Genomic DNA, 15,538 nt, shown 5'->3' with positions numbered 1-15,538 from the left:
CTCCTCAGCGTCCGCCGCGCGGGCAGGACATGGCGTACGTCCAACGCGTGCCCCACATCTCTCCCGTTACGATGACATCGACGGAATAATCCCCCGCCACGGGATTCCAGTTGAAGCCGAAGCCGCCGCGGCCGCTGCGCGGCCCGTGGGTGCCGGCCAGCATCTGGCCGCGATAGACGACTTTGATGTCGTCCGGCCGGACATACAGGTTGTAGTTGATGGTCACGAATCCGGGCTTGTCGCCCAGATAGTGTTTGTTGCGCGTCACGCCTTCGCCGCCCGAATCGCCCGACCAGTCGCACGGCAGCATGCCGGGCGGCGGCCGGTTGGGCGGCGGCGCCGGCGGTGGGGCATGCGCCTGCTGCTGCGGTTGCGGGGGTGGGGGTGGAGGTGGCGGCGCTTTGGCGACCACCGGCGGCGGTGGCGGCTTGGGCGGCTCCAGCGGCTTGCACAGATCGACCTTGTGCTTGAGATCGTCCTGCAGCGCGGCGAGCTCGGCTTTCAGCTTCTTCTCGTCGGTCTGCGCCTCGTCGAGCGAGGCCTTGAGCGCCGGCGTCGGATCGGGCGGCGCCTCGGGCGGAGGCGGTGCCGGCGTCTCGTGCGTCGCGACATTCAACGAAGGATCTACCGGCGCACAGGCACGCAGCAGCCACGAGGCGATCAGCAGCAGAATGAGGAACAGCAGGCCCCACAGCAACGCGCCCCACCAGCGCGACCAGCGAAACGCTCCGGGCACGATCGCCGGCGCGCTCGCGAACACGGCCGCGGGCGCCGGCGCCGCCGCGACGATCGTCGGCACGGCAGCGGGCGTGAAGCCCTGGAGGCTCGCCAGCGCATCGGGCTCGTAGCCCCAGGCGACGATCACCGGCTGTCCGTCGACCAGGAAGATGTAGTCGTCCGACGGCCGGCGCGTGGCGAGGTGCAGCGAGCGGCCGATCAGCCGCGCCTCGTCGCTGGTCTGCGAGCCCACAAGCTGATCGCCCAGGCTGTTGATGGAGGCGAGATGGCCATCGACGGCGGAGAGGGCTTGCGCGCGCTCGGCATCGGAGAGATCGGCGAAGCGGCGGATCTCGCCGCTCTGATGAGCGTACCAGTCGATGCCGTCGCCCGATTCGCGCAACTGCGGCTCGGCGAGAAGATTGGCGGGGCCGTCGCCCAGGCGACGGCGGATGACGGCGAGAAGCTGGCCCGCGACCGCATGCAACGGATCGCCGCGTACGCCCAGCGGTCGCACGCCCAAACGGGTGGTCAGGATCAAAGTGGGGCCGTCGCCCATATCGATTTTCGCCCGCTCGTCGGAAGACACATTATAACAGCGGTCGATTCGGGTTTGTTTATGTCGCTTTGTACACCGATTCAGGGTTCCTTCAGGAAACTGACTTTTTTATTCTAGATCAAAGAGTTAGATGGCATCGTGTCCCTGCTGTGGTTCGCCGGGACTGACGAACGCCGTCGTGGCGCCGGCCTGCAGCCGAAGGATCGGCGTGGCGAAGATCCGCGAGAGGATTTCGGGTTCGAGCACGCGATCGACCGGCCCGATCGCGGCCAGCTCGCCGCTCTCGAGGATGGCGACGCGATCGGCGTACCGCGCCGCCATGGTGAGATCGTGCAGCACCGCGAGGACGCCGGCGCCGCGCCGCGCCCGGCGGCGGGCGCTGGCCAGCGCGACGTGCTGATGCGCGAGATCGAGCCCGGCGATCGGCTCGTCGAGCAGCAGGAACGGCTTGGCTGCCGGATCGGCGTCGCACTGCGCCAGCACGCGCGCGAGCTGCACCCTCTGGCGCTCGCCGCCCGACAGCACGGTGTAGGGCCGATCGGCGAAACCCAGCGCCTCGGTCTCGGCGAGCGTCTGCTCGACGATTGCCTGTTTGCGGCTCTCGCTCAGCCAGCCGCGATGGGCGAGCAGGCCGAGCCGCGCGATCTGCCGGCCGGTGAAGTCGAATGCGACCGACGAATGCTGCGGCAGCACGGCACGGCGATGGGCGAGCGCGCGTTTGCGCCATTGGTCGATCGGATGGCCATCGAGCGCGACGCGGCCGCGCGCGACCGGCCGGTCGCCGGAGAGTGCGCCGAGCAGCGTGCTCTTGCCCGCGCCGTTGGGGCCGATGATCGCGAGCAGCTCGCCCGGCGCGAGCGTGAGCGAGACGTCGCGGATCAGGCTCTTGGTCCCGGCGCACACCTCGATGGCCTCGGCTTGCAGCATCTAGAAGCCTTCCTTGCTGGCGCGGCCCGCCAGCAGCCAGAGGAAGAAGGGGCCACCGACCAAGGCTGTCAGCACGCCGATCGGCAGCTCGGCCGGCACCACCAGCGTTCGCGCGAGCGCGTCGGCCAGCACCAGGAAGGCGCCACCGAACAAGGCCGCCGCCGGCAACAGCGTGCGATGCGACGGGCCCAGCAGCAGGCGCACGATGTGCGGCGCGATCAGGCCGACGAAGCCCACGACGCCGGAGATCGCTACGCCGGCGCCGACGGCGAGCGCGACCTGCGCCACCAGCCGGCGCTTCAGCCGCTCGACATCGACGCCGACATGCCCCGCCTCGCGCTCCCCCAGCGCCAGGGCATCGAGCAGATGCGCCGACGGGAACAGGGTCGGCACGCTGATCGCCAGCACCAGCAGCGCCGGCACGATCGCCGTCCAGGTGACGCCGCCGAAGCCGCCCATGGTCCAGAAGATCAGCGTGCGCAACTGCTGGTCGTCGGCCACGAACACCAGCAGGCCGATGCCGGCCGAGGCCAGCGCATTGATGGCGATGCCCGACAGCAGCAGGGTGCCGATCAGCGCCACGCCGCCGCGATTGGCGACGCGATAGACCATCACCGTCGCCGCGAGGCCGCCGAGGAACGCCGCGACCGGCAGGAGCCACGGCCGAACGCCCGGCGGCACGATGTGCATGACCTTCTCGCCCAGCACGATCACCGACACGGCGGCGAGCGCGGCACCGCTCGACACGCCGAGCAGGCCGGGATCGGCGAGCGGATTGCGGAACAGGCTCTGCATCGCCGCCCCTCCGGCCGCGAGTGCGGCGCCGACCGCAAAGGCCGCCAGCACGCGCGGCGCGCGGATGGCGTAGAGCACTGCCGCCGTCGTCGCATCGAGCGGCTCCGACGACAGGCCGATCGCCGACAGCAACTGGCCGACGCCGACCGGGAAGGCGCCGATGCAGAGGCCTGCGAGCGCGCTGAGCGCCGCGGCCAGGGCGAACAGCGGGATCGGTTGACGCAAGGTGCCGGTCACTTGGCCCGCGCCAGCTCAGGATGGAGCGCGGCCGCAAGCTGCGTCGCGGCCTGCGGCGTGCGCGGGCCGAAGCCCAGCAGCAGCAGGGTGTCGAACTGCAGCACGCGGCCCGCCTTGCCGGCGGGCGTCTGGCCCAGCGCCGGCTGGGCGAGGATCTTCTCGACAGAGCCCATCGCCTCGACGGTCTGGCGCGTCACCAGCACGAAGTCGGCGCGCGAGGCGATCACCGCTTCCGGCGTCAGCGGGCGGTAGCCGTTGTAGCCGTCGATGGCGTTGGCGCCGCCGGCGAGCTTGATGATGCCGTCGGCGGCGGTGTTGGCGCCGGCCGCCTGCGGCGCGCCGCCGCCCATCGACAGCAGGAACAGCACGCGCGGCCGGGCCGGCACGCTCGCGAGCTTTGTCGTCAGATTCGTCATGTCGGCGCGGCCCTGCGCGATCAGCGCCTGGGCTTCGGCTGATTTGCCGGTGATCTTGCCGACCACCTCGATCTTGGCGACCACGCTGTCGTAGTCGTAGTGATCGGGCAGGATCAGCACCTCGATGCCGGTGGCCTTGAGCTGCTCGAGCGTGGTCGAGGGGCCGGCGGCGGTGGTGGCGATCACCAGGGTCGGCTTCAGCGACAGCACGCCTTCGGCCGACAAAGCGCGCATGTAGCCGACCTGCGGCAGGCGGCGTGCCGCCTCTGGATAGAGGCTGGTCGTGTCGACGCCGACCAGCATCTTCTCGGCCCCGAGCGCGTAAACAATCTCGGTGAGCGCGCTGCCCACCGAGACCAGGCGTGGAGTCGCGGCGCGGGCGGGGAGCGCGCCCGCGGCCAGACCCAGCGCCAGGAAAGTGCGGCGAATCACGACGCGGCCTGCTTCTCGAGGCGGGCGACGAGCTGCTGCCAGGCCGGCAGCTCGGGCTTGCCCGGCTTGCGTTCGCCGAACATCAGCAGGATCGTGCGGTCGCAGGCGTCGAAGGCCTCGATCGAGGTGACAACGCCATCCTCGGTCGGCTTGCGCACCGAGAAGACGCGCGCCACTGCCGGCTCCCGCAGATGCAGGTTGAAGTCGGGATCGAGCACGTTCAGCCAGCCGGGCGTGTCGAGCAGCCGCTTGACCGGCCCGGTATGGATCTGGATGCAGCCGCGGCTGCCGACGAAGATCATGACCGGCGTGTGGTCCTGCGTCGCCGCTTCCAGCGCGCCGCGCAGGGCGCGCGCCGGCAGCTCGCGGGCGAACTCCGGGCCGACCAGGCGCAGCGCCTGCACGCGGCCGACCTTGAACGTGCCCAGCATGCCGAAGAACTCGTGGGTGTCGCGCATCGCCGCCCAGGCGGCGCGCAAGCCGGCGACGTCGATCTCGCTGTCCGGCCGATCGACCGGATCGGCCGGCCGCGGTGTCGTGGCGATCGAGGCCGGCACGGCCGCCGCATGGCGCGCGATCAGCGCCTCGAAGGCCGGCCGGTCGGTCTGTTCGGTGGCGTAGATCTTGTGCACGGCGTCGCCCGAGGCGTCGAAGAACTGCAGGCTGAGCCGCTCGCCGCGCTTCTGCGGCTCGCGCACCGCGAAGCCGAAGCGCCATTGGCCGAGGAACAGGCGCAGGTCGATGTCGGCGCCGAGCACCAGCCCGTGCGGGCCGGTGACGCACACGTCCTCGAAACGGCCGTGGCGCTCGTGCACGCAATCCTCGTTGCGCGTCAGGCACATCACGCGGCCGACCTCGGGCATCTCCTGCAGCAGCGCGCGCCAGTCGTTGACCAGCGGCGTGGCGGTCCGGCCGACGCCCAGCGCCACCAGCTCGGCCTCGCTGACGCCGAGCGAGGCGGCGGCATCGCGGATGCGCAAGGCGGGCTTCTCGCCGCGCAGCCGGCTCCAGCGGGCGGCAAGGTCGGTATCGGATGTGAGCATGGTGTCTCCTTTCAGCTCAGCGCAGATGGAAGCGAACAGGGATCTCGACCCAGGCGGCGACGGCGTGGCCGTTGCGCATCGCCGGCATGAACTGCCAGCCGCGCACGGCAGCCAGCGCCGCCTTGTCGAGCAAGTCGAAGCCGCTGCCGCGCCACAGCACGATCTCGCCAGCCGAGCCGTCGGGCTCGAGGCGCACGCGGACCAGCGCCTCGCCCTGATGGCCGAGCTCGATCGCGCGCGGCGGATAGACCGCGGGCCTGGGGGGAACGCGAAAGCGCGGATGATGCTCCCACACGATCGCCGATGGTGGCGCCGCGGCCGCAGTCTGGGTGATCTGGGCGGTGCCGGCGTCGGGTGCCGTCGCGGTCTGGGTCACGGCGGGCTTGGAAGCGGGGCGCGGCGGGGCGGGTTTGGCTTGAGGCGCCGGTGCCGCCTGCGGTTTCGGCTGCGGTTTGGGCGGCAGGGGCGGCTCGATCGGCTTGAGGTCGGCGGTGTCGAGGGGCGGCGGCTCGTCGGGCTGTTGCAGCTCGACGGCGGTCGGCGCGATCTCGCCGGCTTCGACGGGCGGCGGCGGATCGGCCGTCGGCACGTCGATCGCCGACTCGGGCGTCGGCGCGGGCGCGGCCAGGGAGATCTCGACGAGAATGGCAGGGTCCTCGGCGGGCGCGCTGCCGGAGGCGCCGGCGAACAGCAGCGGCACCAGGGCGAGGCCATGCAGGGCAAAAGACAACGCCATCGACGCGCGCGGTTCGCGCGTCGATGGCGCCGGCAGCCGGTCGGCGGAGAGAGACGCCGCGACTACCATTTCACCGTGAGATTGGCGCCGAAGTAGCGCCCGGGCTGGACGTAGCGATCGAGCTGGGTGTTGGTCGCCGCCACGCCGATCACGTCCTGGGAGTTCCAGTACTTGGCGTTGGTGATGTTGAAGGCGCCGACATTCAGCTTCACGCGCTCTTCGAAGGCGTAGCCGACGGTCGCGTCGAGCGTGAAATAGCCCGGCGTCTGGAAATAGGTCGGGTTGCTCACCTGGTCGTGCGCGCCGACGACGGTCGAGATGAGCTGCGCGCCGAAACCCTGCTGGTAGCCGTAGCGCAGCCGCGCCGAGCCCTTCCACGGATCGACCGAATCGATCGGCAGGCCGGTCGCCTGGTCGGTGCCCTTGGCGTAGGCGAAGTAGCCCATCAATGCCCAGTTGGGCATGAAACGCCAGTCGCCGCGCGCCTCGACGCCCCAGATGTTGACCCGGCCGAGGTTGACGTACTGGAACTGCGTGATCGGGCCGGCCATGCCGACCACCACGGTGTCGATGAAGTTGGTGTAGAGGTTGTAGAAGCCCGACAGCTGCCAGCTCGAGCCGTCCTTGTACTTGGCGCGCGCGCCGACCTCGAAGCTGTCGGCGGTCTCGGGCTTGAGGTTGGCGTTGGGCAGGATCTGGTAGAACGAGGTCGTGTTGGTGAACGCGAAGTTGGCGTTGTCGTACGGCGGCGCGCGGAAGCCGCGCGCGTACTGGAAGAAGCCCGAATACTCGTCGGTGAGGCGGTAGAGCAGGCCGAGCTTGGGCGAGGCCGACCAGTAGGTGCTCTGGGTCGGCAGCAGGTTCACCGCACCGCTCGAGCGCCAGAAATCGGCGTCGGGATTGGGATTGAGATTGTAATAGTCGACGCGCACCGCCGGCGTGATGGTGAGGCGGCCGGCCGTGATCTCGTCCTGCAGATAGGCGCCGATCTGCATGGTGTTGGTGTCAGGGAAGTTCTTGTTGGGGAAGGTCTCGCCGCCCGACGTCTGGGTGCTGATGCCGGTCGCCATCGTCACCTGCTGGCGGTTACGCGGCCGGCTGGTCGTGGTGTAGTTGAACGACAGGCCGTAGGTGAAGGTGTTCGCGAGGTCGAGCAGCTTGGTGTTGGTGTTGAGCTGCAGCTCGGCGCCGTAGATGTTCTGGGTGAACCAGTAGGAGGCGAAGCGGTAGTTGCTCGGGGTCCAGCCGTTGTTGGGGCCGCGCAGCTGGAAGGTGTCCTCCTGGCGGATCGACTGGGTGAAGTAGGCCATCAGGTCGATGCGGTCGACGAAGCCGACCGGCGCGTCGTGCACCCACTGGGCACTGACGCGCGAGCGCTTGGAGTAGTCGCGCGCCCATTCGTCGTAGATCTTGGCGACCAGCGAGGGGAAGTCGCCCATGTTCGACAGGACTTCGGTGTTCTGCGTCCGGTTGTAGTACTCGCCGACCAGACGGATGGTGTCGTTCTCGGTCGGCCGCCACACCAGCTTGCCGAGGAAGTTGTTCTCGCCCCAGCTCTCGGGATTGGGGGCGAGTGCCGAGTTGGCGAGCTGCATCGAGCCGCCGTCGCGCCGCGTGTAGATGCCGAGGAACTCGATGTTGCCGGCGCGCACGGCCGCGGTGCCGGTCTCGGCGAAGCTGTTGTCGGCGCCGCTGTAGGCGGCCTTGACGCTGGCGAAGACGTTCTTGCCGCCGAACACCAGGTAGTCGGACGGATCCTTGGTGGTGTAGGCGACCACGCCGCCCAGCGCATCGGAACCGTAGAGCGCCGAGGCCGGGCCGCGCACGATCTCGATCTGCTTGACGCTCTCGAGGTCGACCAGGTCGCGGGTGAAGCCGGTCGGCGAGCCGGCGTTGCTGCCGGGAAAGTCGGGCACGCGCACGCCGTCCGACATGATGACCACGCGGTTGCCGCCGATGCCGCGGATCACGTAGTTGGTGAAGCCGCCGCGCGCCGGCTGGTTGCCGACCGAGACGCCGGGCTCGTTGCGCACGACGTCGCGGATGTCCTGCATGTTGTCGCGGTCGATGTCCTGTGTGGTGATCACCGACACCGTGCCGGGCACCTCGTCGATCGGCCGCTTGGTGCGCGTCGCCGCCGTGGTCACGGCGTCGAGCTGCGTCGGTTGTGCCTGCGGTGTGGTGGAGGGTTGCGCGCTTGGTTGGGCGGGCGGCGTCTGCGCCAGGGCTACGCCGCTCAACGCGGTCGTCGCCAACAGGGAAAGAAGTAGAGAACGGGTCGTCATGGCCAGAGGTCCCCAAATCGGAAAGGAGGCCTGGCTGGCGGTGAGTCCCTCGCGGGACCGGCGGGCTGGGCAGATCGACCGAGGAGCAATCTCCCCGGCGGTTGGTGTTGTTACTTGGTGAGGATGAGCTTGTTCGAAGCGGTGACACGCAGGCGATAGACGTCGTCGCCGTGCCGAATCAGGAGCTCGCGGCGTCCGGCCATCAAGGTGACGCTGTCGACGACGAGCGGCGCCACTCCCGACGGGTCAGGCTCGGCCGCCCGCACAACGCGCGGCTGGTGATTCATTGTCGCTCCTTCCCCAAATCAGTTGCGAGTGATTCGCAATCGCATAAAATGGGCGCACCTGTCAAGCGCGATCAACACTCGGTGAGGCCATGGAAAGCTCGTCAGAACAGAGGCTTAACCACTCTCCAAACCGGCTCACGACCGGCTGCGGTCGCCCCGGTTGTCCCTGCGGCCTGCCCATCAGCGAGCGCTTCGTGCTGTGGGCGATGCGGCAGTGGCAGCATGAACGTGCGCTGCCGGTCGAAGGCTCGCCCTTGCACGAAGGATTCAAGTTGGCCGGCCTGATCGAGGTGCTGCCCGACTTCGCGATCGCGATGGATGCGTTTCTGTTCGGCGCGCGCCGCGCGATCGACATCCATCTGCCGACCTGCGCGATGGTCAGCCGCGACGAGGCGACCCTGGTCGCGCTGTGCGGCCTGGCACAGAGCGATCACGACGGGCCGATGATGGCGTCGCTCGAGCTGCTGATGGCGCCGACGGCGTCGCGCGTCGCCGGCATTCGACTGAAGGCGTTTGCGACGGCGCTCGCGCAGGCCGGCCTGCATCTCGCGCCGGCGCCGGGCGAGCCGGGCGCGCGGTTGAACTGATGACCGATCGCGAGCGTCTGGCCAACCTCAAGCAGGCCATGGAGCTGATCGCCGAAGCGGTCGAGCAGCTTCCCGAAAGCTGCCGCGACCTCGCGGGCAATGCGTTGCTGAACATCGCCGCCGAAGCGGTGGCCGACGATGTCGGCTGCGCCGAAGCGGGCCGCATCTTCGCGCGGCTCGGCGATCTTTTGGGGCAGGGGCATCGGCCGCCGATGAGCGGCGCCCTCTGCCTGTCGGGCTTCGACGCCTAAACCTGGCTCTCCTGAAAATTTCTTTTTCGGGCTGGCGTAAATTTTTCCGCGGCCGAGCCACGATTTGTGGGGAAAATGCATTCCGCGCATCGACGGCCCCCATTTTGCGCTCGCGGCTGACGTCTTTATGGGCAATGGAACGGTCGATTCGCCTGCGTTTGCTTAAGGATGTGCGCGTTCCATTGCCCATAATAGGTGTTGGACGCGCCCTGAGGCAGGGTGGCGCGCATGATGATGCGCTATGTCACGACCATTCCCGCATGGGCCGCCCGCTGCCTGCGCGCGGCTCTGCCGGGACTCTGGATAGAGTGTTTTTTCAGGGGCCCCCCTGAGTCGGCGGATTCGTGGACTCCGGGCCGGAAATGCCGATGCCATCGGCATCGAACCGGTCCACACCCGAGTGGACTCTTGTGGACTCGCGGCGGGCGGGCGGGCAGGCCGGCCCGCCGGACGGAGCTCAATCGATCACGCGCGGGAAGATCAGATCTCGATGCGGCTGCCGAGCTCGACCACGCGATTGTGCGGCAACTGGAAGAAGTCGCCGGCGCTCGAAGCGAGCCGCGCCAGCACCAGGAACAGCTTCTCCTGCCAGCGCGGCAGCAACGGCCGTTCGGCGGCGACGAAGCTGTTGCGGCCGATGAAGTACGACGTGCGCATCGGCTCGACCGGCACGCCGCGCTCGGCGAGCGGCAGCAGATCGCGCGGCACGTCGGGCTGCTCCATGAAGCCGTAGCGCAGCACGACATGGTGCACACCCTTGCCGAAATGGCGGATGCGCGCGCGGTCGTTGGGCGGCACGTAGGGCTCGTCGGGCACCTCGACGGTGAGCAGCACGACCTGCTCGTGCAGCACCTCGTTGTGCTTGAGGTTGTGCAGCAGGCAGTTGGGCGCGTTGCCGGCGAAGGCGGTGAGATAGACGGCCGTGCCCTGCGGGCGGTGGACGCGGCCCGGGTTGATGCTGCCGAGCAAGGTTTCCAGCGGCAGCGCGCCTTCGTTCTCGCGCGCGGCAACGGCGAGGCGGCCCTTCAGCCAGGTCCACATCGCGGTGAAGATCGCGATGGCGAGCACCAGCGGCACCCAGCCGCCCTGCACGAACTTCACCATGTTGGCCGAGAACAGGATGAGATCGATCGCCATGAAGCAGCCGAGCACGCCGATCGCCAGCGGCCAGCTCCACTTCCAGGCGCGCACCGCCAGCACGAACACCAGCAGGGTGGTGACCAGCATGGTGCCGGTCACCGCGATGCCGTAGGCGGCGGCGAGGTTGGTCGACGAGCGGAAGGCGAGCACCAGCGCCACCACGCCGACGAGCTGCATCCAGTTCACCGCCGGCACGTAGATCTGCCCGAACTCGCTGGCCGAAGTGTGCTGGATGCGGATGCGCGGGCTGAGGCCCAGCAGCGCCGCCTGCTGCGCCATCGAGAAGGCGCCGGAGATCGTGGCCTGCGAGGCGATGACGGTGGCCGCCGTCGCCAAAGCCACCAGCGGGTAGAGCATCCAGTCCGGCGCCAGCCGGAAGAAAGGATTCTCCAGCGCCGTCGGGTCGCTCATCAGCAGCGCGCCCTGGCCGTAATAGTTGGCGAGCAGCGACGGCAGCACGAGGCCGAGCCAAGCGCGGCGGATCGGCTGGGCGCCGAAATGGCCCATATCGGCGTAGAGCGCCTCGGCGCCGGTGACGGCGAGCGTGACCGCGCCGAGTGCCACGAAGGCGACGAACTTGTGGCGGATCGCGAAATCGACGGCCTCGAGCGGCGACAGCGCCAGCAGGATCTGCGGCGCCTGGCCGATATGCATCAGGCCCAGCACCGCCAGCACCAGGAACCAGATCAGCATGATCGGCCCGAACCAGCGGCCGACGCCGGCCGTGCCGTGATGCTGGACGGCGAACAGGGCGACGATGACGCCCAAAGCGATCGGCACGACCAGCGGCTCGAAGGCCGGTGTGGCGACGTTCAGGCCCTCGACGGCGCTCAGCACCGAGATCGCCGGCGTGAGCAGGCAGTCGCCGTAAAACAGCGCGGCACCCGCCATGCCCAGCATGATGTAGAGGTTGCGTCGTCGCGGGCCGATCTCCGCGCGGCGCGAGACCAGCGCCATCAGGGCGAGCACGCCGCCCTCGCCGCGGTTGTCGGCGCGCATCACCACCACGACGTACTTCAGCGTCACGATGACGATCAGCGCCCAGGTGATCAGCGACAGGATGCCGAGCACGTCCTGCGGCACCGGCTTCAGCCCGGTGAACTCGCTGAAGCATTCCTTGACCGTGTAGAGCGGGCTGGTGCCGATGTCGCCGAACACCACGCCGAGGGCGGCCAGGGTGAGCTTCGCAGTCCGACTGCGGCCAGCCCGCTGCGGCAGTACCTCGACAGCCATGAAAAGTGTGCGCCCCTTCTCGCGTGCCGGACAGATGGCACGGCGCGGGGGTATTGCGCCCGGTCCGGCCCGGGTCAACCCCGATTCCCGTGAAACTCGAACGGGGGCGCCGCCGCACCAAAATTCCTATGAAATTCCTATATTGTCACGGCGTTTCGCCGACCGGGGCGAGGCTCATCTGCTCGGGTCGCAGCTTCATGTAGACGAGCCCGGCGCAGGCGATCCAGATCGAGGAATAGGTGCCGACGAAGACGCCCCACAGCATGGCGACTGAAAAGCTGTAGAGCGCCGGGCCGGCGAACAGCACCAGCGCGGCCACCGCGACGAACACCGTGCTCGAGGTCATCAGCGTGCGCGCCAGAGCCTCGTTGATGCTGAGGTTCAGCAGCTCGATCAGCTCCATCTTCTTGTAACGCCGCATGTTCTCGCGCACGCGGTCGAAGATCACCACCTTGTCGTTGATCGAGTAGCCGGCGATGGTGAGGATCGCGGCCAGAGCCGTCAGGCTGAAGTCGAGCTGGAAGATCACGAAGATGCCCAGCGTCGAGATCAGGTCGTGCAGCATGGCGATCAGCGCGCCGGCGGCGAACTGCCATTCGTAGCGGAGCCAGACATAGGCGCCGATCGCCGCCAGGGTGGCGAGCGCGGCGAGGACGCCGTCGTGCATCAGCTCCTCGCCGACCTTGGGGCCGACCGATTCGGTGCTGCGGATGTCGTAGCGCCCGCCGATCGCATCCTCGACCAGCTTGATCGCGACCTGCTGGCACCATTCCGCCCGCTGCTCGGGCGACATGTCGATGTTCGCCGCGTTCGACGCGCCGCGCGGCAGCTGGCGCTCCTGGACGGTGAGGCCGACGCGGCTCACCGCGTCGCGCCACCCGGCGGTGTCGAGCGTCGATGGCGAGCTGAAGCCCACGTCGCCCGTTCCGGACCGGCCGGGCTTCACCTGCCAGCCCGCGCCGGCGCGCCTCTGCATCACCTTCTCGGCGCCGCCGACGCAGTGCGCGCCGCCGTCCTGACGCGGGATGCGGATCAGCGCCGTGTTCGGATCGCCGAACTCCTGCAGCGAGACCTCGCCGACGCCGAGGCCGCCCACCGTGCTGCGCAGCTCGTCGAGCTGGGCGGCGCCCTGCCTGGCGCGCACCTGCATGGCGATGCCGCCCTCGAAATCGATGCCGAAGTTGAGGCCGACGAAGGCCACCGCGAGCAGCGCCGCGACGTTGATCGCGGTCGATAGCACCAGGGCGAGCCGGCGCTTGCCGAGGAAGTCGAAGGTGGTGTGTGCGGGGACGATGCGCCGTGGACGCCAGAGCATCCGTGGGCATATAGCGAGCCGGCGCATAGGAATTCCATATCGATGCCAGTGGCCGATGCCAGTGATCGATAAGGGCGTTCCTATGAACGGAGGCGGTTTCCCCTCTGGAATTCCTATGCGCCGGCTTCGCATGATCGCCGCATGCGCAGCCTCTCCCAGGACGAAGCCCGACGGGTCGGCGCCGAGCTCAAGCGCTGGTCACAGCGGCCGCTCGGCCCCGGCAACCTGCGGGCGCTCGGCTTGTACGGCGTCCTCGTGATGCTGATGCTGGCGGCGGCCCAGAGCCTGCCGAGGCCTGCCGAAGTGGTCCGCGGTTTTGCGGCGATGTCGGCCGTCATGCTGGCGACGATGCACTTCGTCGCGCTGGGCATGTTGCGGGGCCTGCGGCGTGCCGGCGTTGCCGAAGCGCAGGATGCGTTGAATGTCATGCGGGAGCCGCGGCGGATCTCCGCCTTCGACATGGCGATGACCTGGCTGCTGGTCGCGGCGATCGCGCCCTACTGCGAGTAGCCGGACTTCGAGTCGATCGTGGTCGGCGTGCAGCCGAAATAGAGCCGGCAGCGCATCCGCGAAGTCTCGGACGGCGCGGGCGCGCGCACGGCGTGTTGCGGTTCGTTCCGCACCGTCGCAACCGGCCGGTCGGGACACGTGACCAGGAGGGCCAGCCCCACGGCCGCCGCCTGGAGCGCCAATATCGGATACATCGTCTAGCTGCCGAGCAGCAGGCGGGTGAGCTCGTCCACGGCGGTGTGACCGCCGTGGAAGTATTCGAAGCCGAAGGTCCGCACGAAAACGACGACCCCTGCCAAGAGGACGAGGCCCGTCATGTGAAGAGGGATACGCATCATGCGGCCCGCGGCGCGATCAGGGGGTGGGCCGCTGCGAAGCGCGCGGCCTCGATCTGCTCGGCCGGCGTGATGCGCTCCAGCACGGCCGCCAGATGGCGCTCGGCCTGCGGCGTCATCGGCGTCAGCGGCAGGCGCAGGCCGTCCTGCATCAGCTTCAGGCGATGCAGCGCGCGCTTCAGCGGGATCGGGTTGGGCTCGAGGAACAGCGCGGCATGGAGCGGCCGCAGGATGCGGTCGAGGCGCTCGATCTCGTCGGGCTGCCGGCGGTCGTGGGCGCGATGCAGCGCCGCGACGAGCGCCGGCACGACGTTGGCGGTGACCGAGATGCAGCCGTCGCCGCCGGCGGCGCGGTACGGCGACTGGGTCGCGTCGTCGCCCGACAGCAGCAGGAACTCGCGGCCGAGGCGGCGGCGCAGGCGGCCGACGCGCGGCACCTCCGCCGTGGCGTCCTTCAGGCCGATGACGCGCGGCAGGTTGGCGAGCCGCCTCACCGACAGGTCGCTCAGCGGGCAGGCGGTGCGCGACGGAACGTCGTAGAGGATCAGCGGGATGCGCACTGCCTCGTGGATCGCGGTGAAGTGGGCAATGACGCCGGTCTGGGTCGGCTTCAGGTAAGCCGGCGTGACGCACAGCAGCGCCGCCGCGCCGGCATCCTCGGCCGCTGAGGCGAGCTCGACGGCGGTCGCGGTGTTGTTGCTGCCGGCGCCGGCGATCACCGGCACGCGGCCGCGCGCGGCGGCGACCGCGGTCGCGATCAGCCGCCGCTGCTCGGCCAGGGTGAGCAGCGCCGCTTCGCCGGTGGTGCCGCACGGCACCAGCGTGGCGACGCCGCGCTCGATCGCGCGATGGCACAGCCCCTCGAAGGCGTCGAAGTCGACGCTGCCGAAGCGGTAGGGCGTGGGCAGCGCCACACCGACGCCGCGCAGGGCGAAGGTTCTGACGGACATGACTCTCTCCTTCAGGCGGCCATTGCCGGCCGATGGACGGTCGCCAGCACGACGCGCGAGGCGACATGGTCGAACGAGACGACATCGAGGCCCTGGGCGACGGCGCGGTCGCGGACCCGGGGCAGGGTGGCCGCGCCTTCGACGATCACGCGGCCGTTGTTGCCGGCGCGCGCGCGCGCGGCGCGCAGGGCGTCGTCGAGCTCGCCGTCGCCGACATCGACGATCCAGGCGAGCTGGGCGGCTTCGCAGTCCGGCGCGGGGGCGCCGGGATGCAGGCTGCGCACCGCGCTGCAGCCGCGCTTGAGGAACTCGAGGACGAGAGGGAGCGTGCGGCGCCCGATGATGGCGACATGCGCGGATGGGCGCAGATGGGCGACGGCCCAGACGCGCTCGACGAGCGCGGCGCAGCGTGCATCGGCGACCAAGGGGGGAGATGGGGGTTCGCCTTCTGCAAGCGCTTCGGACATAACGGTCATGACGGCGTTCTCTCCTTGAGGAGCCGTCATTGTGGGAATTGCCACATAGGCGTTCGAGACGGCTGCAGGCCCGCCGTCATAGCCGCGTCATAGGAACCTAGAACGTCTTGCTGACGGAGAAGACGACGCGGTCCTCGCAGTTGAGGGTGTTGAGGCATCCGGCCTGGTCGATGTTGGTGCCGATATAGGCCAGCGTCAGGTCGACGCCGTAGACGGTGACGGTTGCGCCGAGCTGCCAGTCCCAATAGTCGTTGTTGGGGATGCCGTAGTTGACGTTGCGCTCGACATACTGGCTGCCGATGGTGCC

General features: G+C 69.2%; 16 protein-coding genes. 3 read left to right on the top strand and 13 right to left on the bottom strand.

Annotated features, from left to right (window positions below):
- Nucleotides 1–4 precede the first annotated feature (4 nt).
- The 8 genes from J0J01_RS30195 to J0J01_RS30160 form a co-directional block, all read right to left on the bottom strand.
- The gene (locus tag J0J01_RS30195) at nt 5–1,276 is read right to left on the bottom strand and encodes a hypothetical protein (protein ID WP_296387343.1); all 1,272 of its coding nucleotides are present in this window, start codon (nt 1,274–1,276) and stop codon (nt 5–7) included.
- Between the two features lie 126 nt (nt 1,277–1,402).
- Nucleotides 1,403–2,203: a heme ABC transporter ATP-binding protein gene (locus tag J0J01_RS30190; protein WP_296387342.1), complete on the bottom strand. Its 801-nt coding sequence runs from the start codon at nt 2,201–2,203 to the stop codon at nt 1,403–1,405.
- Entirely contained in the window at nt 2,204–3,235 is a 1,032-nt protein-coding gene (locus J0J01_RS30185; protein WP_296387341.1) for an iron ABC transporter permease, read from the bottom strand. It abuts the gene before it with no gap.
- On the bottom strand, nt 3,232–4,083 hold the full coding sequence (locus J0J01_RS30180) for a hemin ABC transporter substrate-binding protein (RefSeq protein ID WP_296387340.1): 852 nt from the start codon (nt 4,081–4,083) through the stop codon (nt 3,232–3,234). The genes J0J01_RS30185 and J0J01_RS30180 overlap by 4 nt, the downstream gene beginning before the upstream one ends.
- The gene (locus tag J0J01_RS30175) at nt 4,080–5,126 is read right to left on the bottom strand and encodes a ChuX/HutX family heme-like substrate-binding protein (RefSeq protein ID WP_296387339.1); all 1,047 of its coding nucleotides are present in this window, start codon (nt 5,124–5,126) and stop codon (nt 4,080–4,082) included. The genes J0J01_RS30180 and J0J01_RS30175 overlap by 4 nt, the downstream gene beginning before the upstream one ends.
- Before the next feature lie 16 nt (nt 5,127–5,142).
- On the bottom strand, nt 5,143–5,931 hold the full coding sequence (locus tag J0J01_RS30170; RefSeq protein ID WP_296387338.1) for an energy transducer TonB: 789 nt from the start codon (nt 5,929–5,931) through the stop codon (nt 5,143–5,145).
- Nucleotides 5,925–8,102 carry a TonB-dependent hemoglobin/transferrin/lactoferrin family receptor gene (locus J0J01_RS30165; protein ID WP_296387337.1) on the bottom strand — a complete coding sequence of 726 codons (2,178 nt, stop codon included), beginning with the start codon at nt 8,100–8,102 and terminating at the stop codon, nt 5,925–5,927. Before J0J01_RS30165 ends, J0J01_RS30170 begins: the two co-directional genes overlap by 7 nt.
- 155 nt (nt 8,103–8,257) lie before the next feature.
- Nucleotides 8,258–8,434, bottom strand: coding sequence for a hemin uptake protein HemP (locus J0J01_RS30160; protein WP_296387336.1), 177 nt, complete (start codon nt 8,432–8,434; stop codon nt 8,258–8,260).
- A gap of 194 nt (nt 8,435–8,628) precedes the next feature.
- On the opposite strand from J0J01_RS30160, the gene J0J01_RS30155 reads away from it, so the two are divergent.
- Nucleotides 8,629–9,021, top strand: coding sequence for a hypothetical protein (locus J0J01_RS30155; protein WP_296387335.1), 393 nt, complete (start codon nt 8,629–8,631; stop codon nt 9,019–9,021).
- Nucleotides 9,021–9,272, top strand: coding sequence for a hypothetical protein (locus J0J01_RS30150; RefSeq protein ID WP_296387334.1), 252 nt, complete (start codon nt 9,021–9,023; stop codon nt 9,270–9,272). The genes J0J01_RS30155 and J0J01_RS30150 overlap by 1 nt, the downstream gene beginning before the upstream one ends.
- A gap of 480 nt (nt 9,273–9,752) precedes the next feature.
- On the opposite strand, the gene J0J01_RS30145 is transcribed toward J0J01_RS30150, so the two are convergent.
- Both J0J01_RS30145 and secF read right to left on the bottom strand, forming a co-directional pair.
- Complete coding sequence (locus J0J01_RS30145) at nt 9,753–11,645, bottom strand: potassium transporter Kup (RefSeq protein ID WP_296387333.1); 1,893 nt, start codon at nt 11,643–11,645, stop codon at nt 9,753–9,755.
- 145 nt (nt 11,646–11,790) lie between these two features.
- Entirely contained in the window at nt 11,791–12,960 is a 1,170-nt protein-coding gene (gene secF / locus J0J01_RS30140) for a protein translocase subunit SecF (protein ID WP_296387332.1), read from the bottom strand.
- 141 nt (nt 12,961–13,101) lie between these two features.
- Here secF and J0J01_RS30135 point away from each other — a divergent pair, with 141 nt between their 5' ends.
- Nucleotides 13,102–13,470, top strand: a complete 369-nt coding sequence (locus J0J01_RS30135) for a hypothetical protein (protein ID WP_296387331.1) — start codon at nt 13,102–13,104, stop codon at nt 13,468–13,470.
- Between the two features lie 334 nt (nt 13,471–13,804).
- Here the strand turns inward: J0J01_RS30135 and dapA are convergent, their stop codons facing one another.
- The 3 genes from dapA to J0J01_RS30120 form a co-directional block, all read right to left on the bottom strand.
- Nucleotides 13,805–14,755, bottom strand: coding sequence for a 4-hydroxy-tetrahydrodipicolinate synthase (dapA, locus tag J0J01_RS30130; RefSeq protein WP_296387330.1), 951 nt, complete (start codon nt 14,753–14,755; stop codon nt 13,805–13,807).
- Between the two features lie 11 nt (nt 14,756–14,766).
- Entirely contained in the window at nt 14,767–15,231 is a 465-nt protein-coding gene (locus J0J01_RS30125) for a hypothetical protein (RefSeq protein WP_296387329.1), read from the bottom strand.
- Between the two features lie 97 nt (nt 15,232–15,328).
- A partial coding sequence (locus tag J0J01_RS30120) for a TorF family putative porin (protein WP_296387328.1) occupies nt 15,329–15,538 on the bottom strand: 210 nt, incomplete at its 5' end.

The organism is Reyranella sp. (genome assembly GCF_017305915.1).
Taxonomy (GTDB): domain Bacteria; phylum Pseudomonadota; class Alphaproteobacteria; order Reyranellales; family Reyranellaceae; genus Reyranella.
This window is presented reverse-complemented; position numbering and strand designations above follow the sequence as displayed.